We start from the raw sequence: 21756 nt of genomic DNA, 5'->3' as shown, positions 1-21756 counted from the left end.
AGTCCCGGCCCACGCAGACCCGTTCAGATGCAGGCGAGCTCGGAGTCCTCATCGGGCTGCAGCTCGGAACCACCCGGATTCTGGTGACCGCGCACCATCAGCATAGTGACGTCGTCATCGAACTCCCCGGGAGACATCAGCGCTCCGAGCACGTTGAGATCCTGGGACCTTGCGACGTTCTCCCGGAGCTGCTCGATCCTGCGGTCCAGAGACTCACCGCGTCGCTCCACCAAGCCGTCGCTGTAGACCAGCAGGGTCTCATCGGGCTGCAGGGTGAAGGTCAGTGGCTGCGGCGGGCGCAGCAGGAAACCCAAGGGCAACTCATCGGCCAGATCGAGGCGGCGCGCGCCGCCGGCCCGGGCGATCATGGCGGGCGGATGCCCGCAGCTGAGGTAGTCGACCCTACCGGTCGCGGGGTCGAACAGGCCCAGCCAGAGCGTGGCCATGTCCTGAGGCAGCAACTGCCGGAGGAGTCGATCCAGACCGGAGACGGCAACCTGGGGCCGCGGATCGGAGATCAGGAGTGAGCGCAGGCCGTTGCGCAGCTGGCTCATGGTGGAGGCAGCGGCCAGGCCGTGCCCAGCCACGTCACCGACGACGAGCGCGATATCGCCAGAGGGAAGCTCGAAGACGTCGTACCAGTCCCCGCCCACGCGTGCGCCGTCGGCCGGGTAGTAGCACGCACCGATGGTCCACTTCTCCGGCGAGGGCAGCTGCTCGGGCAAGGAGGAGCGCTGCAGCGCCACGGCCGCGCCGGTCTCGCTCCTGAGCTGGTGGAAGAGCATCTCCACCAGCACCCGGCGCGAGGCGATCGCACCCTCCATGTCCTCCCGGCCCCACGGGCGGCAGGATCCGGTGACGCGCTCACGCCAGGCCGCGAAGGAGCGCCGTGGCCCCAGTCGTTGAGTGCCGTCCTCCTCGGTGACGGCGCGCTTCTCAGATGGATCCCCGCCCCAGGAGACTTCCCGCTGGGCCTCGCGGCGGAACAGGGCGAGTGTTCCACTGTCCGGTAGCCGGACCACCAGCGCTCCAGCCACGCCACTGTCCGCCTCGGACACCGAGATACCGGCCGAGGCGAAAGACTCACAGGTGTAGACCAGCCCGCCGAAGCGGGGCTCGGGTGTGAGGCCCAGGACGGCGGAGATCACCTCCGCATGGTTGGCCGGGGTCAGCCCGTGCACGGCGCTGTGGCCATCGACCTCCACCGCGATCCCGTCGGCGTCCAGGGTGCGTAGCAGGCGCGGAGCAGCCAGACGCTGGGCCAACGGAGCGCTACGCCGGTCTTCCACCAGCTCACGCAGGGCCTCCTGAACATCACTGGCCCGGTCTGCCCGGTCGGCTGCGGCGCGCAACGCCAGTCGTTGCGAGAGGCCGGCCGCCAGGGTTTCGACGGCGGCGCGCACGTCGAGGGAAGGCGTGTGGGCTCCGGAATAGTGGTGGCACGCCACCAGACCCCACAGCCGCCCCTCGTCGAGAAGTGAGACCGACATCGAGGCGCGCACGCCCATGTTGCGCAGGTACTCCACGTGCACGGGAGAGACCGCACGCAGCGTGGCAAAGGTGAGGTCGGTGGGATCGCCGGTACCGGGGCGCCGGTGCGGCAGTAACCGCGCCGGCTCCTCGTTGACATCGGAGATCAGTCGGATCCAGCTCTTCTCGTACAGGGCCCGCGCTTGGGCAGGGATGTCGGAGGCCGGGAAGTGCAGGTCGAGGAAGGAATCGAGCCCTGCTGCCGAGTCCTCAGCAACCACGCGGCCGTTGTAATCCCTGTCGAAGACGTAGACCATGACCCGGTCGAAGCCGGTCAGGCGCCGCACACCGGCAGCGGCCAGCGCGTACATCTGCTCGGAACTGACGGCCGCAGCCGCATCACGGAGCACATTGTGGGTCTCCGGGAAAACACTCGCCGGGCCCTCCCAATTGCTCCCCTGCATCGGCTCCACCTCGAGGATGAGGCTGCCCTGGCTACTGCGATGCAACGCCGCAAGGTAGGGAGTGCCGTCGACCATGAGGTGCTGAAGGGAGTCCGCCAACGGTCCACCTGTTGACGCCTCCGTGGCCAGAATGTCCGCCGCGGCGGGCCCGATCACCGAGGCCAGCGGCTGACCGACTGCGCCCTCGGCGCTGCAGGGCAGGAGTTCGTGGAGGTTCTCCGAGGCCTGGACGACCACGCCGTCCTCGACCACGAGCATGACGCCGCGTCGCTGCACTGAACCGGGGATGTGGATGGGCTCCGCCTCGCAACCTGCGACAAGTTCGGGCGCCAAGGGGTCAGGCAGGTTCATCATGCGCGGATTCTGCCCTTACGTCTTGGGTGCACGGCCAGCCGTGGGCCGGAGGGCATCCTTGCCACGAGGGCGACGCCGCTGGCCGACGAGAAATGATCACAACCAGGCCGAGAATAGCTGGTCCTCACGGCATTCCGTGCACACCGAGCTCGAGCCGCTCGCCACGCCAGGTGCGGCGTAGCCACCGGTCGTGCGAGGCGACAACGACGGCCCCGGGATAGTCCGGGATCGCCGCCTCGAGCTGCGTCACGAGCGTGAGCGCGAGGTGGTTCGTGGGCTCGTCCAGCAGCAGCACATCCGGTGGGTCGGCCAGCAGCACCGCGAGGGCGAGCCGGCGCTGCTGGCCCACGCTCAGCACACGCACGGGCCGGTTCTCATCGCGGCCCGCCAGCAATCCGAAGCGTGACAGCGGCACCTGCTCGGCTCGGCTCCGGCCGGCGAGATCCTCGTAGGCCTGATGAGCCGTGCGATCCGGCCCGCGCCCTTCGGGGTCGGGGAGTTTCACCTCCTGGGCGAGTAGCCCCACCCGCAGCCCTTCCGCCCGGTGCACGCTCCCCGAGGTCGGCGAGAGCTCCCCCGCGAGCGCGCGCAGCAGCGTGGACTTCCCCGAGCCGTTGGGGCCCGTGATCAACCACTTCTGCCCGGCGCTCACGCTGAGTGAGGTCGGCGGGAGCCGGCCGTCGACGGCGGTCTGCGCGGCGATGAGCACCGGCCCGGAGTGCCGGCGGCCGGGCTGGACGGGTTCCGCAGCCGAGAGTCCACGGAACCACAGTTCCGCAGGAGGCTTGCGGACCTGGGATTCCTCCAGGTCGGCCAGGCGGGAGCGGGCATCGTTGACGCGCCGGGACACGGCCTTGGCATTGCGATCGGCGTAGAACTTCTGGGCCATGCGGTTCTCGGTGCGCGGTGACCAGTTCTCGTGCCCGACCGTGTGGCTGGTGCGCACCCCGGCGCGCAGCCGGGCCAGCTCGGCCTGTTCCTCGCGGTACTGCCGCTCCCATCGCTCGCGCGCGTCCATCCGGGAATGCAGGTAGTCCGTGTAGCTGCCGCTGTAGCGGGTGGCCCCGATCCCACTGCCGGGGCCATCGGCTTTCAGCGGACCGGCCACGGAGTGCGGAAGAGGGGCGGGGTCGAGGTCGACCAAGGCGGTGACGGTCTCGTCGAGGAAGGCGCGGTCGTGGCTGGCCATCAGTACCGGGCCAGTCCAGCCGGCGAGTACGCCCGACAGGTGCGCGGTGCCGGCGTCATCGAGATGGTTGGTGGGTTCGTCCAGCAGCAACACGTCGGGGGCGCTGAGCAGCAACCACGCCAGGGCGAGGCGCGCGCGCTGGCCTCCGGAGAGCTGCCCGGTGGCACGATCGCGGGGCAGGTCGGCCAAGCCGAGCCCGGCGAGCATCGCGCCGAACCGGGCCTCGACATCCCAGACCTGGAGCAGCTCGGCGCGCTCCAGCGCGGTCGCGTAACGCTGGGCGGCGACCGCACTGTGCGGCTCGTCTGCCAGGGCGAGAGCGGCCTCATCCACGGCGGCGGCCGCGACCCGCGCCGGTCTCACCGCGGCCTCCAACGCTTCGGTCACGCTCGCTGCGGCGTCGAAAGGGGCCTCCTGGTGCAGCAGGCCGATGCGGGCGTTGCCGCCCCCGGGAGCGTCGGCGCGGATGGTGCCGGCATCAGGCGTGAGCAGCCCGGCCGCCAGGCGCAGCAGGGTGGTCTTTCCCGAACCGTTCTCACCGATCAGCCCCACCCGCTCGCCCGCGGGCACGGCGAAGGAGATGTCGGTGAGCACGCGGCGCTCACCGAAGGACAGCGAGATGCCCTCGATGCTGAGGTGCGGTGCGCTGCGGTGGGAGCTGCCGGGGTGCAGCAAGGCAGAAGTCATGGGCGCGGTCTCCTCGGTGCGGTCGGACTCCCGCGGGGCACAGGCCTCGGGCACAGGAGGGAATCGAGGGTCAGCGACGCATGCGCTCAGGCTAGGCAGGACAGTACGGCGAGCGCCACGGCTTTTCCGCTATCCGTGCCGCTCGCCATCGGCGCCAGTGCCTGGCGCGGCAGCCGACGCCGGCGCGGTCATCCGCCGGCTACCGTGAGTGCGGGCTGGTCGCGGGTCGTCCGAGGGTGAGGAAGCCGAGCGGGCGGTGGCCGGTCATCTCGGTGATGACGCCGTGCGCCGAGGGCACGGTGCGGCCGCCATCGACGCGCTGCCCGTAGGCGTACCAGAGCACCGCTCCCAGCTCGACCAGAGTCAGGGGACTGGGATCGAACCGGCGCATGCTGTGCCGCGCAGCGAGAACATCACCCCATCGTCTCGAGCCCGACGGGAGTGTGGGTACTGGCAGTGGCATGCGTCGACCAATCACCCAGCGAGCTGACGTTTCGACGATCTGGTCACCTTTCTGACGTCATCGAGGACGGCGCGGTGAGCGCGCGGCACCGCGCGCGCCACGGGATCTCCGGCGCGCCGCCGCACTAGAGTCACGCCGTGATCAGCATGCCCAGCATCCGCCCGCCACGGCCCGACGATGCCGAGGCCATGGCCTGGGTGCACAACACCGGGTGGCGGGAGACCTACTCCCACATCCTGCCCGAGCGCTTCTACGACGACGCCGCGCTGGAGCGCCGCCGGCAGATGTGGCGGCGGATCCTGGCTGAACCGGGCGAGCGACGCCTGGCGGTCGCGGACAGCGCGGGGCAGGTCGTCGGCCTGGCGATGGCCGGGCCAGCCACCGCAGACGATCCGGACCGCGGCACCCCGGCGCGCGAGCTGGAGCTCAACGTGCTCTATGTCCGCCCAGGCCATCACGGCAGCGGTGCCGGGCAGGCGCTGCTCGATGCCGTCCTCGGCACCGCGTCGGCGCAACTGTGGGTCGCGGAGGACAATGCCCGCGCCCGAGCCTTCTACGCACGCAACGGGTTCCACCCGGACGGCGCCCGCAACGATGACGAGGAGTTCGACGGGGCCGAGGTCCGCCTCGTGCGCTGAGGCGAGAGGCTCCGTTCTTGTGCAAATGATTCTCATCAGCGATGCTGACGGCACACACTCGGAGTACTCCGCCTCCATTCGGGAAGGGCCCATGACCGACCTGACCACCGCCCACCGCGAGCGCCTCGCCCTCATCGATCCCGCGCTGCCCGAGCAGGCGCCGTTGCCGGAGTCGGTGGAATCCGGCGCCCTCCTCACCGTCGACGGCGGCGCAGCCCACGTGGAGATCATCCGGAGCGATCTGGACTCCTTCACCGCCGTCTGGTCCGCCGATGAGCAGCACGTGATGCGAGCCCGGGTGCAGCACCCCGAGGCCATGGCTGCGCTGCTCTCCCGCTGGGAGACGCACCGGCGAGAACTCCCGGAGCCGGACGATGAGCTGGAAGATGTCGAGGCGATGGTGACCTGGCCCAGCCGCGACATCGCCATGGTGCGCCCCCTGCGGCGTGCCGGCTTCGCTCCCAAGACGGTGGTGGCGCTACGGCCGGCAGGCCGGCCAGCACCGGAAGGGAACCCCGAGGTCACCATCCGCAGCCTCACCGACGAGGATGTCCCCGTCGCCACACGGCTCTGGTTGGACCTCGTGGACAACGATCAGCACTTCCTGGACCATCCGCGCCGGCCCCGCGCCGAGGAGTTGATCCGGGAGTCCCTGCAGACGAACGAACGGCGCTACTCCTGGGTGGCCGAGCACGACGGCGTGGTGGTCGGCATGCTGCTGCTCTCGACCCCGGAGCACTCCGCGTGGATGCAGCCCTTGATCCGCCAGGACCCGGCGGCCTACCTCGGGGCGATGATGGTGAGCCCGTCCTCCCGCAGCGCCGGTGTGGGCGCCGCCTTGGTATCGCGTGCTCATCGGGCCGCGGACGACGCCGGCATCCCGGCGATCTCCCTGCATTACAGCGCGTCGAACCCGCTCTCGGCGCCCTTCTGGCACCGCAGCGGCTACCGGCCGCTGTGGACGACGTGGACGCGCTCGCTCCGGCGCACCGGGTAACCAGGGCTGCCGGCGCTACCAGGCCACCGCGATGAGCAGCATGGTCACCAGGAAACCCACCAAGTAGTTCGCCCCGAGGAAGCGCCGCCAGCCGCGGTTGGCCGCTCCGGAGTCCTCGTCGGACACGCTCGCGAAGGGCGCAGCCAGCGCCAGGTAGGGGATGACGAAGAGCGCCGCCAGCGCCCCGGGCCAGCCGGTGAGCAGCATCAGCAGGCCCGCGGCCAGCCAGGCCGCCAGTGCGAAGCGCACGGTCCAGGCAGCGCCGAGCACAGTGGCGATCGAGCCGATCCCCCCGGCGCGGTCGGGCACCACGTCCTGCACCGCGCCGAAGGCGTGGCTGGCCATGCCCCACAGGAAGAACGCCGCGAGCAGGGCGTACAGCGCCACACTCCACTCCGCGCCGGCGAGCAGCAGGCCATAGACCGCGGGGCTCACGAAGTGGGTGCTGGAGGTGATCGAGTCCAGGAAAGGTCTCTCCTTGAACCGCAAACCCGGCGCCGAGTAGGCCACCACGGCGAAGAGGCTGATCCCCAGCGCGATCCAGGACGGCCAGGAACCGAAGGTGACCAGCACCGCCGCCAGCGGCAGGCAGAGCACGGCGGCGGCGACCAGCGTGACGCGGTGCATGCGCGGCTGCAGCACCGCCCCTTCGGCGCCCCCCTTGCGCGGGTTGGCCAGATCGGAGGCGTAGTCGAAGACGTCGTTGATCCCGTACATCGCCACGTTGTAGGGGATCAGGAAGAACAGAGCGCCCACGATGAGGGCGGCGTCGATCTCCCGGGTGACCATCCAGTAGGCGGCGGCGAAGGGATAGGCGGTGTTGATCCAGCTCAGGGGCCGCGAGGTGGTCAGCAGGTCACGAAGCATCGCGTCGTCCTCCCAGCAGTGCCCAGAGCGCCGGGAGCAGGATGACGCCGGCGAGCGGATAGGCGAAGTCCTCGATGGGCGCCAGGCCGATCCGCCAGCCCAGGATCAGGGACTCGTCGTAGTCCACCAGGCCCACCCCGATGATGACGGTGTCGAAGATGGCGGTGAGCAGCATCAGCAGCGCGCCGGCGGCGAGCATCGCCTTCCACGGCATGCGAGCTTCCGCAGGGGCCCCGGGCCGGCGCGCTCGGCGGTGGGCCACCAGGGCGATGCCGGCCGCCACCAGCAGGAAGGGGATCGAGATCAGCAGATAAGTCACGCGGCCCGCTCCCGACGTCGAGCGGCGATCAGGCGAGCACCGTTGACCCAGATCATCGTCTGATAGCACAGGAAAATCAGGAAGAAGAGCTCCTCGAGCGGCAACTCGGGGCCGAGCAGGATGCCGGTCATGATCTCGCCCTCACCGCGGTAGAAGATGCCCAGCCAGATGCCCACCACGTCCCAGAGCAGGAAGAAGGCGACCCCCAGGGCCAGCACCACCGCGGCCCGGCGCGGCGCGCGGAAGAAGAACAGCTTCCACCGGTGGTCGATCAGCACCATGCAGCCGATGACCACCAGAAGCGTGGCCAGATAAACGACGCTCACAGCGGCGCCTCCAGCGGGGCGGCGGAGGAATCGCCGCGCAGGCGCTTGAGCACCAGCTCGGCGCTGATCAAGCACATCGGCAGACCGACGCCGGGCACCGTGGTGGCTCCGGCATAGAGCAGGTTCGCCACCTTCGACGATTGCGTGGAACCACGGAAGAAGGCGCTCTGCCGCAGCGTATGTGCCGGCCCGATTGCGCCGCCGCGCCAGGCGCCGAAGTCCCGTTCGAAGTCGGCCGGCCCCACGGTGCGCCGCACCACCACCCGCTCGGCCAGGTCCGGAATGCCGGCCCACGCGGAGATCTGCGCGATGGCGCGATCCGCGATGGCTTCGACGCCGGGGTCACCGGCGCCGTCGAGCCCGCCGGAACCGATGGCGGGGTTGGCGGGCGCCGGCACCAGGATGAACAGGCTCTCGTCACCCTCGGGGGCGACGTCGTCAGTGGCGCTGGTGCGGGAGACGTAGATCGACGCGGGATCAGGCATGGTGGGCTGCTGGCCGGCGATGGCGTCGAAGCCCTGTTTCCAGTCCCGCACGAACAGCAGGCTGTGGTGCGCGAGCTCCGGCAGTTCCCCGCGCACCCCGAGCATGGCCAGGACGGCCCCCGGCCCGGGATCGCGGCGCTTCCACCAGCGGGCGCTGCGGCTGCGGTGCTCGGGGTCGAGCAACTGCTGCTCGGTCACCGCGAGGTCCGCCGAGGAGACCACTAGGTCGGTTTCGAGCGTCCGGGGTGCGCCGTCCGGGCCGGTGTAGGAGACGGCGCGGGCTTGTCCGCCCGCCACGTCGATGCTGGTGACCGCGCTGCCGGTGAGCAGACGGGCGCCGTGCTGCTCAGCGAGCCGCGCCACGGCATCGATGAGTGAGCCGAAGCCCCCACGCGGGTAGTACACGCCGTCGTCGACGTCCAGGTGGCTCATCAGGTGGTACATGCTCGGCGCCACGTAAGGCGAGGTGCCGAGGAAGACCGCCGGATAGCCGAGGATCTGCTGCAAGCGCGGATCGGAGGTGTGCTGCGCGATGAACCGGTGCATCGGCTGCAGGAGCAGACGAGCCAGACGCGGGGCGGAACGCAGCGTGCTGGCGTTCAGGAAGGGACGCAGCGAGGTGAAGTTCCCGTACAGGAAGCGCTGCACGGCCATCGCGTAGGTGGTGTCGGCGGAGTCCAGGTAGGCATCGATTGCCCGCGCCGAACCTGGGTCGAGAGCCTTGAGAGCGTCGCGGGCACCCTCGGCCGGCAGGTCGAAGGCGCGGGCGTCACCCTCGAAGAACACCCGGTAGCTCGGGTCCAGGCGCACCAGATTCAGCTGTTCGGCGGAGCTGGTACCCAGGAGCCGGAAGAAGTGATCGAAGACCTCCGGCATGAGATACCAGGACGGGCCGGTGTCGAAGGAGAATCCATCCTGTTCCCAGCGCCCGGCTCGCCCCCCGAGGTCGGGGCGCGCCTCCAGCAGGGTGACGTCGCGGCCCTCGCGGGCCAGGAGCGCGGCCGTCGCCAGCCCGGCGATACCACCGCCGATGACCGCCACCCGAGAGCCGGCGGAGCGCAGTGATCGGCTCATGTGTCCCTTCCCAGAGCGTTGGCCCGGCGCACGGCCGCCGCCACCACCCGGAGCTTGACCGGGGCGGGCACCGAGACGCGATGCTCCAGCAGATCACGAGCCGGAGTGTGATGGATACGTGCCGCGAGCTCGGTGAACAGGCCTGCGGCAGCGGCGGTGGCGCGCCGTGGTCCCCGTGGCAGGTGGGGCATGGAGGCCCAGACCTCGACCAGATCCGCGCGGATATCCGCCAGGATCGCGTGCTTATCTGCCTCCTCCAGCTGCCCGGGCTCGACGCCGGGAAAGTAGCTCCGGCCCAGCCGGCCATGATCATCGCCGAGGTCGCGCAGGAAGTTGATCTTCTGGAAGGCCGCACCCAGGTGCCGCGCACCGGCGTGCAGGACCTCACGCACATCCGGCTCCCGGTCGTGGCCCACGAGGTACGCCTGCAGGCACATCTCCCCCACCACCTCGGCCGAGCCGTGGATGTAGCGGCGGTACTCCTCCTCGCTGAGGTCCACGATGGGGTCGAGGTCGCGGCGCATCGAGGCGAAGAAGGGCACCACCAGTTCGGGGCCGATCCCGCAGGTCCGCGCGGTCTCCGCAAAGGCGTGCACCACGATGTTGGTGCTGTAGCACCGGTCCATCGCTGCGAGCGTCTCCGCCTCGAGGGCGTCGAGGGCGCTGCGCTGCTGCGCGCCGGTCAGGCCGGCCTCCGCGCCGGGCCCGTCGACCACTTCGTCGGCGATGCGCACCAGTGCATAGATGTCGCTGATCTGCCCACGGGTTGCGGGGGGCAGCAGACGCGAAGCGAGCCCGAAGGAGGTGGAGTAGGCCTGCAGGACCACGGCGGCGGCCTGGTGCGAGGTCCGTGCATACAGCTCGAGGCCGGTCGATTCGTTCATGCGTCCCGATCCGTGCAGCGCCAAGTGAGGCGGGCCAGTTCTTCTTGCAGCGAGCGCGGTGCGCCCGACTCACCGATGCGCACCAACAGCTCGGCGCGGCCTTCGGCAATCATGCTCTCCACGGCCTCGTACGCACCGGTGTCCATCAGGGCGCTGCGGAGCCGCTCAGCCTCAGCGTCGGTGAGGTCGGGTTTGCCGAACAAGTGGCGCACGAGCTGCCAGGCGGGCAGCTGCTCGGCACGCGAGATCAGCACCGTGCGCTTGCCCTCGCGCAGATCGCCGAGCGCGCTCTTGCCGGTGAGCTGCTCCTGGCCGAACACGCCGAGCATGTCATCGCGCAACTGGAAGAGGATGCCCATCTGGTGACCGATGGCCTCCAGATCCTGCGTGATCTGCTGGCCGGCGCCGGCCAATGCCGCACCGGCACGCAGTGGCGCAGCGAAGGAGTAGGAGGCGGTCTTGTTCGCCATCACGCTCATCAGGCCCTCGGGGTCGGCGTCGAGCATTCCCACGCTGAGTGCGACGTCGGCCTGCTCACCGGCCGCAGCGAGATAGACGGTCTCATCGAAGATCTCCAGCACCTCGGCGCGGGCCTGCGCCGGCACGCCGGCCACCAGGGTGTGGGCGGAGCTGAGCATGAGGTCGCCGGCAAGGATCGCCGAGGACTCTCCCCAGAGTTGGGCGCGTGCCGGCGGCAGGCCGGCGGCTTCGGCAGCGGCCTGCTGGGTGCCGGCGAGGTTGGGCCGGCCGCGCCGGATCAGATCGCCATCGATGACGTCGTCATGCAGCAGCAGCGCGTGATGGAGGAGTTCGAAGGCCGCAGCAAGCGTGATGGCCGCACTGTCCTCCTCACCGCCGTAAGCGCGGTGGGCGGCCAGGACCAGGTGGGGCCGTACGCGCTTTCCGCCCTCGTTCGAGCGGCGCAGTCCCTCCCAGAGCTCGGCGTAGAGCGGCCCGATCTGCCTCGCGCGGTCGATCCGCTCGGCGAAGAACTGCTCGAGGCGCTGCTCCACAGCTTCCGTGACCACGGCCGCCGTCACTGCTCCTCCGCTGTGGGGCCCCGGCGACCAGCACCGGGCGCGGCCAGGAGGGGGAGTTGCGCCGCCTGGAGCACCAGCCACGGGCTGAAGGCCCACGGGGTGCGCGCGATGGCTCCGGCGAGGTCGGCCGGCTCGACCCACGCGATCTCCATGACCTCCTCGGGGTGGGGGTCCGGTTCAGCGCTGGTGTGGGCGAGGAAGACCGGGCAGATCTCGTTCTCCACGATCCCGGAGGCGTCGACCGCGCGGTAGCGGAAGTCCGGCAGTGCCGGGGTGACGCCCTGGACGGTGAGTCCCAGCTCGAACTCTGCCCGTCGGTGGATCGCGGCCGCGGTGTCTTCCTCGGGCCCTGGGTGGCCGCAGAACGCGTTGGTCCACACCCCCGGCCAGGCCCGCTTACCCAGGGCGCGGCGACTCACCAGCACACGGCCATCCGGCCCGAGCACGTGACAGGAGAAGGCCAAGTGCAGGGGCGTGGCCTCGTCGTGCACGGTCGACTTCGCAGCAGTGCCGATCCTGACGCCCGCATCGTCCAGGAGGACGACCTGTTCGGCGGAAACGGACATTCATGGCCTCCTCGGCCGGGGTCGGGCAGATCAATTGTCTAGTTCGGCAAGCTACATGATGAGGCTACTATCGGCATGTGTCCGCCCGAACCGCTGCCGCACGCGATGCGCACCGCGCCTTTCTGGACCCACGCCTGCTGGATTCCGAGGATGAGTACGTCGGCTGGGGCGGGCTGCCGGATGACGAGATCGAGCACGCAATGGCCGTGATGGCCGCGATGCGGCGCTGGCGCGAGAGCGAGCAGCGCTCCAGTGAGGCGTCGCGCCGGTACATGCGTTTGGGCGAGACGGATATGCGCGCCCTGCGATATCTGATCGTGGAGCAGAACCGGAAGCAGGTGGTGACCGCGAGCGACATCGCGCACCACCTGGGGATCTCCTCGGCCTCGACCACCAAGCTGCTCGACCGCCTGGCCGCCGGGGGCCACATCGAACGGCGACCGCACCCGGTGGACCGGCGGGCGCTGGCGATCGTCGTCTCGCCCGAGACCCGCACCGCGGCGCGCGAGACGATCGGGCGGCGCCATGCCCGGCGCTTCGCGGTGGCCGCCGCTCTGACCGCGCAGGAACGTGAGACCGTGATCGGTTTCCTCGACGCCCTCAGTGCGGCGGACGCCATCGATACGGCTGTCGAGGCAGACCGACCCCAGCTGTGATCGGGGTGCACCTGCGCACAAGATCCGACCCATCCTTCTTGCCTCCAGCTCCGAACTCCTCACGCTGACTGCTAGAGGACCACGTTCTTCCCGCCGCCGCGCGGGGGAACGTTCGTGACTGGGAAGGAAGTGCCATGGCCTTCGACATCAACCGCTATGCCGAGGAATCTGAGGCATTGCGCTACGAGGATCTCGATTTCGACTCCTTCGCCACCGATCCGCTGCCGCCCGACATCCTGCGCACGCTGCACTACATGTGCGATATCGAGTTCCACACGGTCTGCTACCTGCGCGACATGCTGGTGACGCCCTCGCGCAAGGACGGCGAGGTCAGCACCTTCATGACGATCTGGAACCGCGAGGAGTTCTGGCACGGCGAGGCGCTCGCCGAGGTGCTCGCCCGCCACGGCATCGCCATCGGTTTCGATCAGGTCAAGGCGCGCCGCATCAAGCTCGGCTGGCGCGATCGCCTCTCGCCGGTGCGCCAGTCCGTGCTCTCGAACGTCATGGGCAAGGACTTCATCGCCGTGCACATGACGTGGGGGGCGCTGAACGAGTGGTCGACCGCCGCGGGATACCGCCGTCTGGCCACGCTCTCGGACCACCCGGTGCTGACCACCCTGGTGCGGCGCATCGCCGCGCAGGAGACCAAGCACATCGCGTTCTACGCCACCCAGGCACGTGCCCGCTTGGCGGACAACCCCAAGGCGCAGCGGCTGGTGCGCCTGGCCCTGCGCACCGCGTGGCAGCCGGTGGGATCGGGGGTCTCCAGTGAGGAGGATGTGCAGTTCGTGCTCTCCCACCTCTTCTCCGGGCCGGAAGGCCGCAAGGAGATCGACGCCATCGACCGGCACCTCAGCAAGCTCCCGGGCTTGGCCGGGCTGCGGCTGGTGGCTGATGCCCTGGATGCCCGGGAGGTAGCGGCGTGACCTCCACCGGCTTCGACGTCGCTCACTTCACCCGCCATCCGCACGATCTGCGCCGCAGCAGTGGCGATCTTCCCATCGCCCTGCCTCAATCCACCCTGCGTGCACTGAGTTACCTCTGGTCCATTGAGCGCACCGCGCTGGACCGCCTGCGCGAACTGTTGGTCACCCCGGCGCATTCCGACTCTCGCCTCACCGCCTTCTTGATCACCTGGTCCTTCGAGCAGCACCAGCTCAGTGAGCGGCTGCGCGACATCCTGGTGGCGCACGACCTGCCGCCGCGCGCTCCCACGCCCACCGGCGCCGGCCGGCTGCGCCGCGTGTGGGACGAACGCGGTGCAGCCCCGGTGGGAGCCTTCCGCAGCAATGTGCTCGGTGCCGACCTCGCGGCCGCGGCCCTGGCGCACAGCTGGCTGGACACCACCGCCACCGCCCTGCTCCACGAGAGCCTGGGTGCCACCGAGCCCGGCCTGGCGGAACTATCGGTGGGTGTCTGCGCGGTGAAGGCGCGCCATCGGGAGTTCTTCACCACCGAGGTGGCCGCGGCCTTGACCACCTCCGGCGTCGGCGCGCACAGCGAGGAATGCCGCGGCGTGGCCCGCGCCCGGCGCTATACCCGCCGTGCTCTCAGCCAGTGGCGGTGGCCGGGCACCCGGTACGCCGGCACCCTGCCCGCGCACGTGGCCGTGGGGCACCTGCTGGAGGAACGGTCCTTCCACGTGGCCGCGGCCGCCGCGGAGGTGCAGTTCGGCACGCTGATCGGTGCGCCGGGGGTCCGGACGCTCACCCGGGAGCGAAACCGGATCCTCGGCAAGCGGTTCCGATGACGGCGCTTGCCTGCGCCGGCGAACTGGCGCGGCCCACCCGGGCGATCCTGGCCACGGTGGAGGCTCCGGCAGTCCATAGTGTCCTGGTGACCTCCGACAGCCGCGCCGCTCGCGCCGAGCACATCGGGCAGCTCCTGCCCCGTGTCGCCGACGGCGACCAGGAGGCCTTTGCGCAGCTCTACGATGCCGCCTCCGCGCTGGTGCACGGCACGGCGCTGCGAGTGCTCCGCGATCCGGACCTGAGCGCCGATCTCAGCCAGGAGGTCATGGTGGAGATCTGGCGCGATGCGGCCCGCTTCGACCCGGCCCGGGGTAGCGCTCTCTCGTGGATCGTGACGATCGCCCGCCGGCGGGCTGTCGATCGGGTGCGGAGCCTGCAGTCGAGCCGCGAGCGGGAGGCACGGGCGGCGGCGCTGGTGTCGCGTCCGTTTGACGAGGTGGTCGAAGCAGCGGAGGCCGCCGAGGCGCGGGACCGGGTCCGCAGCTGCCTGGGTGCCCTCACCGCGCTGCAACGCGAGGCCGTGATCGCCGCCTACTACGGTGGTCTGACCTACCGCGAGGTCGCCGATCAAGTGGCGGCTTCGCTCGCCGCGGTGAAGACGCGCATTCGCGACGGGTTGCTCCAGTTGCGCGGGTGCCTGGGGGTGGAGCCGTGAACCGCGAGGCCAGGGGACTTCTCGGCGCCTGGGCGCTGGACGCCGTCGACGACGTGGAGCGCCGCGTGGTCGAGCGCGCCATCGCTGAGGACGAGGAGCTCGCCGCCGAGGCACGGGCCCTGCGGGAGACGGTGGCGCGCCTCGCCCAGGCGGATGCCATGCCCGCACCGCAGGAGCTGCGCGAGAAGGTTCTGGCCCAGGTGGCCACCGCCCCGCAGCGTGGATCCGCCGGGCCGTCGGCCAACCCGGGCATCTCCCGGCGGCGGGGTTCGCGATGGTGGCTCACCGCTGCCGCCGCGGTGGCGGTGCTGATCCCCACCGGAATCGCGGTCCAGCAGGCCGATCGCGCCGGCACGGCTGAGGACGAGCTCCGCGAGTTCACCGAGGCACTGGCTCGACCGGACGCCGAGTTGCTCAGCACGGAGATCACAGGGGGCGGCCGGGCCGCGGCCCTCGTCTCCCAGGAGGAAGTGCTTTTCGCCGCCTCGGCTGTGCCGGAGCTGGGAGAGGACAGCACCTACCAGCTGTGGGTGATCGACGAGGGCGGACCGAGCTCCGCCGGAGTGCTCGGCGTCGTGGACGGTCGACTTGAGGCGCGCCTGGATCCCCTGCCCCCCGGTGCTGCCTTGGCCATGACCATCGAACCGGCGGGCGGCTCGCCCGAGCCCACCTCCGATCCGATCCTGATCCTGGGTGGCTAACCCACCCGGTCACGTTCGCGGCGCAGCGCCTCGCCGTAGGCCGGCACGAGCCGAGCCAGCTCCTCGTGGCTGCCGCGTGCCACCACGCGGGTGGGCCCGGCCTCGGCGGTCGCGCCCGCAGAGCCGAGGAGGATCACCTCATCGGCCGCAGCGGCACCACTGAGTCGATGGGTGGCGAAGACCAGCGCGCGCCCCGTGCGGCGCACATGCCCGGCCAGGGCGGCCACCACGGCATCCGCTGAGGCGGCGTCGAGATGCTCGGCGGGTTCGTCCACCAACAGCACCCGGGCGGGAGAGAGCAGGGCTCGGGCCACGAGCAACCGGCGGCGTTCCCCTCCGGAGACGGTGGTGCCCCCGGTGCCCAGCACCGTGTCCAGCCCGTCGGGCAGGGCGGCGAGCCAGGGGCCGAGACCGGCCTCGCTCAAGGCTGCGCGAGCCTGGACGGGGGTCACCGCGCCGTCGGCCACCCGCAGGTTCTCCAGCACGGTGGTGGCAAAGAGGTGCCCGTCCTCGGCCACGAGGAGCGGATCGGTGGCTCGCGCCTGCCCGCCCAGTGGCGGAAGGAGGCCGGCGGCGGTCATGAGGACGGTGGTCTTGCCGCATCCCGACGGGCCGGCGAGCGCCACCACGGCGCCGGGGGGCAGACTGAGGTCGAGGCCGCTGACCACCACTGCCCCCGGTGCCCAGCCGGCCTGCAGTGCGCCGAGTTGCAAGAGCTGCCCGGCGGGAGCGGGGGTGGCCGGTGCGGGTGCCGCTGCGGGCTGAGCCTGCCTCTGATTGGGCAGTAGCTGCAGCAGACGGCGGGCCGCCTCACGCGAGCGGCGCACCTGCACGGCTGCGGCAGGCAACACGGAGGTGACCTCGAAGACGGCCAGCGGCGTCAGCACGACGACGGCGAGCTGGGTGGGGCTCAGCGCCCCGCCGGGCCCCACGGCCCGCATACCCAGCGCCAGGCAGGCCAGCACCGCGAGGGTCTGTGCGGCGGCGCCCAGGGCCGCACCGAGACCGGCAATACGCGCGCCGTCCTCCCCGGTGCCGGCCAGCCGGGCATCGGCCTCACGCAGAGCGGCGAGATCCTCCTGGAGCCGGCCGGCCACCCGGAGCTGTTGTCCCTCCTCCAGGATGGTCAGCGCCCGCGTGGTGACATCCGAGCGTGCGGCCGCACCCTGCAGTTCCACACTCTCGGCGGCCCGGGCGGCCAGCCACGGCGCGAGCACGCCGATGATCAGCAGGCACAGCAACAGCGCCAGGCCAGCGGCCGGCAAGAGGGTGCCCACCAGCGCCACGGATCCCAGGCCCACCGTGACCGCGACTCCGGCGGGGATGAGGGCCTTGACCACCACATCGCCCACGGCGTCGACGTCGGCGCCGGCCCGGGCGAGCAGATCGCCGCGGCGCAGGGCCGCCACCCGCGTGGCCGGGGCCTGGCTGATGCCCTCGTAGACGTTGGCCCGCAGGGCCGCCATGCCCAGCAGGGCGACGTCGTGGGAGGCGAGTCGCTCCAGGTAGCGGAAGAGACCGCGGCCGATACCGAAGGCGCGCACGGAGACGACCGCCACGGTCAGGGTCAGCACGGGCGGCATCTGCGAGGCACGGGCGATCAGCCAGGCGGAGGCAGCGGCCAGGCCCACGGCACAACCCAGGGCCAGGGTGCCCAGGGCGATGGCGCGGGCCACCCGGGCCGGGCGGACCTCCAGCATCGGGAGCAGCCGCAGCAACGGATCACGGCGCAGGCTCATCGGGCCACCTCCAGGGGCTGAGCCGCGGGCAGACCTTCAGCGACCGGGGGCGTGTCGGTGGTGGTCTCCTGGCTACCGATCTCCACCACGTCGTCTGCCAGGGAGAGCAGCGAGGCGCGGTGCGCGATGAGCAGCACAGTGCGCCCGGCTGCGCGCCAGGAGCGCACAGCGTCGAGAATGACCTGTTCGCCGTCGGCGTCCAGATGCGCGGTGGGTTCGTCGAGGATGACCAGGCGGCGATCGGCTCCGGTCAGGAGAGCGGCGGTCAGGGCCACACGTTGGCGTTGCCCGGCGCTCAAGCCCACGCCTCCCAGGCCGATCTCGGTGTCCCAGCCCTGCGGGAGCGCGGCGACGACGTCGTCCAGCCCGGTGGCGCGGGCCGCGGCAACCAGCTCGTCCTCGGTGGCCGGGTTGCCCTCGGTGACCACGGCGCGCAGCGGGCCTGGTGGCAGCGCGGGCCGTTGCGGTACCCACACGATCTGGCGCCACCAGGCCTCGAGGTCGGTGTGGCTCAGATCGAGGCTCTCGCCCTCGGCCTCGAGAAGCACCCGGCCGGAATCGGGGCGCATGAGCCCGAGGAGGACCAGGGCGGCGGTGGACTTACCCGCTCCAGAGGGCCCGCGCCAGGCGATCACGCGGCCGTCGAGGGGGATGCGAGTGCTCAGATCGGCCGGAGCCTCCAGGCCGCGGTCGCCCGCGCGAACCGTGACGTGCTCGAAGCGCACCGCGTGCACGGCGGCAGGGGCGGCTCGGCGGCCGGCGTCGCTGATGTCCTGGCTGTCGGCCGGGGTCTCCAGGATGGCGAAGGCCTTCTCCGCCGCGGCCAGGCCGTCGGTGGAGGCGTGGAACTGGGCCCCCACCTGGCGCAGGGGCAGATAGACCTCGGGCGCGAGCATGAGCACGATCAGCGCCGGCAACAGGTCGATCTCGCCGTAGACCAGGCGTAGCCCCACGCCCACGGCCACGATCGCCACCGAGAGCGTGGTGAGCAACTCCAGCACCATGCCGGAGAGGAAGGCGATGCGCAGGGTGCCCATGGTGGCGCGCTTGGAGGCCTCCCCCAGCGCCCGCACGCGGGCACCGGGACCGATCTCGCGCCCGAAGGCCCGCAGGGTGGGCAGGCCGGCGAGCAGGTCCAGCACCTGGGCACCCAGGGCCGAGACGACTGCGAGACGGCGCTCGCTGGTGCCCGCGGTCATCACGCCCACCAGCCACATGAACAGTGGCACCAGGGGCAGGGTGACCACGCAGATGAGGAAGGAGACCCAGTCCAGGCGCAGCAACACCAGCAGCAGCACCGGGGTGGCCAGCGCGGTGAGCATCAGGGCCGGCAGGTACTTCACCAGATAGGGGGCGAGGTCATCCAGCCCCCGGGTGACCAGGGTGGCCACCTCGGCCTTGCGCGGCTCCCACCGGGGCCCCAGGGCTGCGGCATGGTTCACCACCTGCTCGCGCAGCTCCGCGATGGTGCGGGTGGCCGCGCGTTGTGCGTAGCGCTCCTGAGCCCAGGCAGCCACTGCCCGCGCGGCCGCCACGGCGGCCAAAGCCGTGAGCAACTGGATGGCGCGCTCGGCGTCGATGGACTGATCCTGGATGAGCGGGACCAGCAGCAGCGCCACGAGCACGGCCTGCGCCACCACGAGCAGGGCTGAGACCAGGCCGAGCACGGCAGTCAGTGCCACATGGTGGCGGACTGCCCGGGCTCGGCGCAGCAGCCGCGGATCGAGAGGCCTCATGACGGCGCGGTCACTGCGGGAGCTTGGAGGCCGGAGCGGCCGGGCCAGCGTCGTGCCCGAAGGCGGAGTCCTTGATTTTCTTCCAGCTCAAACCCGCCGGGGCGGGGATGTCCTCGGTGCTCAGGCGGCGGCGGAAGACCCAGTAGGTCCAGCCCTGGTAGACCAGCACGAGCGGCACCAGGAAGACCGCCACCCAGGTCATGATCGTCAGGGTGTAGGGGGTGGAGGTGGCCTCGGCGATCGAGAGTGACTGACCGCCGTCCAAGCCGGGCAGCACATCGGGGAACATCGAGCCGAAGATCAGCACCACGGCGGCCACGATCGCCAGGGCGGAGAGGCCGAAGGCCCAGCCTTCGCGGCCCCGCTGCACGGTGCGGACCACGCCGAGCAGCGCGCCGGCGGCCACCAGCACGGCTCCCCAGGTCCAGGCCACCGAGTAGGCGAGCTGCGCCCAGATCGCCCAGGTGCCGGCGACGGCGACTGCCGCGACCGAGAGGATGCCGGCTGCGCGGCGGGCGCGGTGGCGGATCTCGCCATCGGTCTTCAGGGAGATGAAGACCGCGCCGTGCAGCAGGAAGAGGGTCAGGGTGGTGAGGCCGCCGAGCAGGGCGAAGGGGTTCAGCAGCGCCCAGAAGCCGCCCACGTACTGGAAGTCGGCATCCAGGGTCAGGCCTCGCACGAGGTTGCCGAAGGCCACACCCCACAGCACGGCCGGCAACCAGGAGCCGACCTGGATGGCGAGATCCGCAGCGCGCGTCCACCGTTCGCTGTCGATCTTGCCGCGGTACTCGAAAGCCACGCCGCGCACGATCAGCGCGAGCAGGATGAGCAGCAGCGGAAGGTAGAAACCGGAGAAGAGGGTGGCGTACCAGTGCGGGAAGGCGGCGAAGGTGGCTCCGCCGGCGGTGAGCAGCCACACCTCATTGCCGTCCCAGAGCGGCCCGATGGTGTTCACCAGCACCCGGCGCTCGGACTCGCGCTGCTTGCGGCCGCCGCGCGGCAGGATCGACATGAGCATGCCCACGCCGAAGTCGAAGCCCTCAAGCACGAGGTAGCCGGTCCACAGCACGGCGATGAGGATGAACCACAGGATCGACAGGGGTTCCACGTCTGGTCTCCAGGGAGTGCGGTCGGTGAGCGCGGCGGCTCAGTAGGCGAAAGACATGGGGCGGTGGGTGTCGGGGTCGTCCTGGGCCTCGGGCGATTCGTCCCGCACCTGGGCGGGCACCCCCTCCACGGCGTAGCGGTGGATCAGGCGGTACCAGACCACCGCGAGCACGCCGTAGATGAGCGTCAGCACGATCATCGAGGTGAAGAGCAGGCCGGGTGAGACCACGGTGGAGACCCCGCGCTCGGTGAGCAGGCGGATCTGGTCGATGCCGGTGGGGTTGGGGGCCACCACCCAGGGCTGGCGGCCGACCTCGGTGAAGATCCAGCCGAAGGAGGCCGCGGCGAAAGGCATCGGAATGGCGAGCAGGGCGAAGCGCGAGAGCCAGCGGCTCTCACTGATCCGGCCGCGCCGGGTGGCCCAGAGCGCCCATGCGCCAAGACCCATGGCCACCATGCCCAAGCCGATCATCAGCCGGAAGGACCAGTAGCTGATCGCCAGCGGCGGCGTATAGGTGACGGGCTCCCCGGCGGCGGTGAGGTCGCCGTACCGCGCGGTGTACTCCTCCTGCACGTCAAGGACGCCGGGCAGGTAGGACTCCGGGCCGGAGAAGTGCCCGGTGCCCAGATAGCTGGCCAGCCCTGGGATCTCGATGAGGTGGGTCAGTTCGTCGCAGGTGGCATCCAGGGGCCCGACGGTGAGGATGGAGAAGGGCGCGGCCTCCTGGCCACCACAGAGGGCCTCGGCAGCCGACATCTTGCCGGGCTGCTGCTCGTACATGATCTTGCCCTGCACGTCGCCCGAGATCGCCACGCCGAGCCCGGCCACCAGAATCACCACCGCGCCGACCTTGACGGCCGGACGGTAGACGTCGCGAGCGAGCTGGATCAGATCCGGGCGCCGGGTGCGCGCCAGGCGCACCATCCACCAGGCGGCGACGCCGGTCACGAAGGTGCCCGCCACCAGGAAGGCGGAGGTGATGGTGTGCGGGAAGGCCGCGAGCAGGGTGTTGTTGGTCAGCACCGCGCCGATGGACTCCATCTCGGCGCGCCCGGTCTCGGGGTTGTAGATGGCGCCGACCGGGTGCTGCATCCAGGAGTTCGCAGCGAGGATGAAGAAGGCGGAGAGGTTCACGGCCAGGGCGAAGGCCCAGATGCAGGCCAGGTGGATCTTCTTGGAGACCCGGTCCCAGCCGAAGATCCACACGCCCAGGAACACCGACTCCACGAAGAAGGCCGCCAAGGCTTCCATGGCCAGCGGGGCGCCGAAGACGTCACCGACAAAGCGCGAGTACTCGCTCCAGGCCATGCCGAACTGGAACTCCTGGACGATCCCGGTGACCACGCCGAGCGCGAAGTTGATGAGCAGGAGCTTGCCGAAGAACTTGGTGAGCTTGAGCCATCGTTCGTTCTTGGTGATCACCCACGCCGTCTGCATCCCGGCCACGATCGGAGCGAGCCCGATCGTGAGCGGCACGAAGATGAAGTGGTACACGGTGGTGATGGCGAACTGCCATCGCGCCAGCTCGAGGGCTTCCACGGGTTCTCCAAGCGCCAGGCGCCCGGTGAGCGCCGTCGATGAGGT

The 21756-nt window shown here is 70.7% G+C and carries 21 protein-coding genes; 7 read left to right on the top strand and 14 right to left on the bottom strand.

Annotated elements, in window-relative coordinates:
* Positions 1-23 precede the first annotated feature (23 nt).
* The 3 genes from EDD31_RS06940 to EDD31_RS06930 form a co-directional block, all read right to left on the bottom strand.
* Positions 24-2288, bottom strand: a complete 2265-nt coding sequence (locus tag EDD31_RS06940) for a SpoIIE family protein phosphatase (protein WP_123303508.1) — start codon at positions 2286-2288, stop codon at positions 24-26.
* Between the two features lie 124 nt (positions 2289-2412).
* Positions 2413-4164, bottom strand: coding sequence for an ABC-F family ATP-binding cassette domain-containing protein (locus EDD31_RS06935; RefSeq protein ID WP_123305260.1), 1752 nt, complete (start codon positions 4162-4164; stop codon positions 2413-2415).
* Between the two features lie 199 nt (positions 4165-4363).
* Entirely contained in the window at positions 4364-4555 is a 192-nt protein-coding gene (locus EDD31_RS06930) for a hypothetical protein (protein WP_123303507.1), read from the bottom strand.
* 218 nt (positions 4556-4773) lie between these two features.
* Here EDD31_RS06930 and EDD31_RS06925 point away from each other — a divergent pair, with 218 nt between their 5' ends.
* The gene (locus tag EDD31_RS06925; RefSeq protein WP_211336176.1) at positions 4774-5265 is read left to right on the top strand and encodes a GNAT family N-acetyltransferase; all 492 of its coding nucleotides are present in this window, start codon (positions 4774-4776) and stop codon (positions 5263-5265) included.
* 91 nt (positions 5266-5356) lie between these two features.
* A complete protein-coding gene (locus EDD31_RS06920) occupies positions 5357-6262 on the top strand; it encodes a GNAT family N-acetyltransferase (RefSeq protein WP_170163224.1) in 906 nt (301 codons plus the stop codon).
* 15 nt (positions 6263-6277) lie between these two features.
* Here the strand turns inward: EDD31_RS06920 and EDD31_RS06915 are convergent, their stop codons facing one another.
* From EDD31_RS06915 to idi, 7 genes are read right to left on the bottom strand one after another with little or no spacing between them, the layout of a single operon-like run.
* On the bottom strand, positions 6278-7129 hold the full coding sequence (locus EDD31_RS06915; RefSeq protein ID WP_123303505.1) for a prenyltransferase: 852 nt from the start codon (positions 7127-7129) through the stop codon (positions 6278-6280).
* Positions 7119-7448 carry a lycopene cyclase domain-containing protein gene (locus EDD31_RS06910; protein ID WP_123303504.1) on the bottom strand — a complete coding sequence of 110 codons (330 nt, stop codon included), beginning with the start codon at positions 7446-7448 and terminating at the stop codon, positions 7119-7121. The genes EDD31_RS06915 and EDD31_RS06910 overlap by 11 nt, the downstream gene beginning before the upstream one ends.
* Entirely contained in the window at positions 7445-7774 is a 330-nt protein-coding gene (locus EDD31_RS06905; protein ID WP_123303503.1) for a lycopene cyclase domain-containing protein, read from the bottom strand. The genes EDD31_RS06910 and EDD31_RS06905 overlap by 4 nt, the downstream gene beginning before the upstream one ends.
* Entirely contained in the window at positions 7771-9333 is a 1563-nt protein-coding gene (gene crtI, locus EDD31_RS14735; protein WP_170163223.1) for a phytoene desaturase family protein, read from the bottom strand. Before crtI ends, EDD31_RS06905 begins: the two co-directional genes overlap by 4 nt.
* Positions 9330-10217, bottom strand: a complete 888-nt coding sequence (locus EDD31_RS14730) for a phytoene/squalene synthase family protein (RefSeq protein ID WP_170163222.1) — start codon at positions 10215-10217, stop codon at positions 9330-9332. The genes crtI and EDD31_RS14730 overlap by 4 nt, the downstream gene beginning before the upstream one ends.
* Positions 10214-11257 carry a polyprenyl synthetase family protein gene (locus EDD31_RS06895; RefSeq protein WP_170163221.1) on the bottom strand — a complete coding sequence of 348 codons (1044 nt, stop codon included), beginning with the start codon at positions 11255-11257 and terminating at the stop codon, positions 10214-10216. Before EDD31_RS06895 ends, EDD31_RS14730 begins: the two co-directional genes overlap by 4 nt.
* Positions 11254-11823, bottom strand: a complete 570-nt coding sequence (gene idi, locus EDD31_RS06890) for an isopentenyl-diphosphate Delta-isomerase (RefSeq protein WP_123303501.1) — start codon at positions 11821-11823, stop codon at positions 11254-11256. Before idi ends, EDD31_RS06895 begins: the two co-directional genes overlap by 4 nt.
* A 77-nt stretch (positions 11824-11900) precedes the next feature.
* Between idi and EDD31_RS06885 the strand changes: the two genes are divergently transcribed.
* The 5 genes from EDD31_RS06885 (at position 11901) to EDD31_RS06865 (ending at position 15589) form a co-directional block, all read left to right on the top strand.
* A complete protein-coding gene (locus EDD31_RS06885) occupies positions 11901-12479 on the top strand; it encodes a MarR family winged helix-turn-helix transcriptional regulator (protein ID WP_245990996.1) in 579 nt (192 codons plus the stop codon).
* Between the two features lie 134 nt (positions 12480-12613).
* Entirely contained in the window at positions 12614-13408 is a 795-nt protein-coding gene (locus EDD31_RS06880; RefSeq protein WP_123303500.1) for a ferritin family protein, read from the top strand.
* The gene (locus EDD31_RS06875) at positions 13405-14232 is read left to right on the top strand and encodes a hypothetical protein (RefSeq protein ID WP_123303499.1); all 828 of its coding nucleotides are present in this window, start codon (positions 13405-13407) and stop codon (positions 14230-14232) included. The genes EDD31_RS06880 and EDD31_RS06875 overlap by 4 nt, the downstream gene beginning before the upstream one ends.
* Positions 14229-14888, top strand: a complete 660-nt coding sequence (sigK, locus tag EDD31_RS06870) for an ECF RNA polymerase sigma factor SigK (RefSeq protein ID WP_123303498.1) — start codon at positions 14229-14231, stop codon at positions 14886-14888. The genes EDD31_RS06875 and sigK overlap by 4 nt, the downstream gene beginning before the upstream one ends.
* A complete protein-coding gene (locus tag EDD31_RS06865; protein ID WP_123303497.1) occupies positions 14885-15589 on the top strand; it encodes an anti-sigma factor in 705 nt (234 codons plus the stop codon). The genes sigK and EDD31_RS06865 overlap by 4 nt, the downstream gene beginning before the upstream one ends.
* On the opposite strand, the gene cydC is transcribed toward EDD31_RS06865, so the two are convergent.
* From cydC to EDD31_RS06845, 4 genes are read right to left on the bottom strand one after another with little or no spacing between them, the layout of a single operon-like run.
* On the bottom strand, positions 15586-17328 hold the full coding sequence (gene cydC / locus EDD31_RS06860) for a thiol reductant ABC exporter subunit CydC (RefSeq protein WP_281270427.1): 1743 nt from the start codon (positions 17326-17328) through the stop codon (positions 15586-15588). The two genes, EDD31_RS06865 and cydC, sit on opposite strands and share 4 nt — an antisense overlap.
* A complete protein-coding gene (gene cydD, locus EDD31_RS06855; RefSeq protein WP_123303496.1) occupies positions 17325-19064 on the bottom strand; it encodes a thiol reductant ABC exporter subunit CydD in 1740 nt (579 codons plus the stop codon). The genes cydC and cydD overlap by 4 nt, the downstream gene beginning before the upstream one ends.
* Before the next feature lie 10 nt (positions 19065-19074).
* Positions 19075-20172, bottom strand: a complete 1098-nt coding sequence (cydB, locus tag EDD31_RS06850) for a cytochrome d ubiquinol oxidase subunit II (RefSeq protein ID WP_123303495.1) — start codon at positions 20170-20172, stop codon at positions 19075-19077.
* A gap of 39 nt (positions 20173-20211) precedes the next feature.
* Positions 20212-21711 carry a cytochrome ubiquinol oxidase subunit I gene (locus EDD31_RS06845; RefSeq protein ID WP_123303494.1) on the bottom strand — a complete coding sequence of 500 codons (1500 nt, stop codon included), beginning with the start codon at positions 21709-21711 and terminating at the stop codon, positions 20212-20214.
* Positions 21712-21756: the final 45 nt, after the last annotated feature.

This window comes from Bogoriella caseilytica, from assembly GCF_003752405.1.
GTDB lineage: Bacteria > Actinomycetota > Actinomycetes > Actinomycetales > Actinomycetaceae > Allobogoriella > Allobogoriella caseilytica.
The sequence above is the reverse complement of the archived record's forward strand: the minus strand, read 5'-3'. Positions and strand labels throughout refer to the sequence as shown.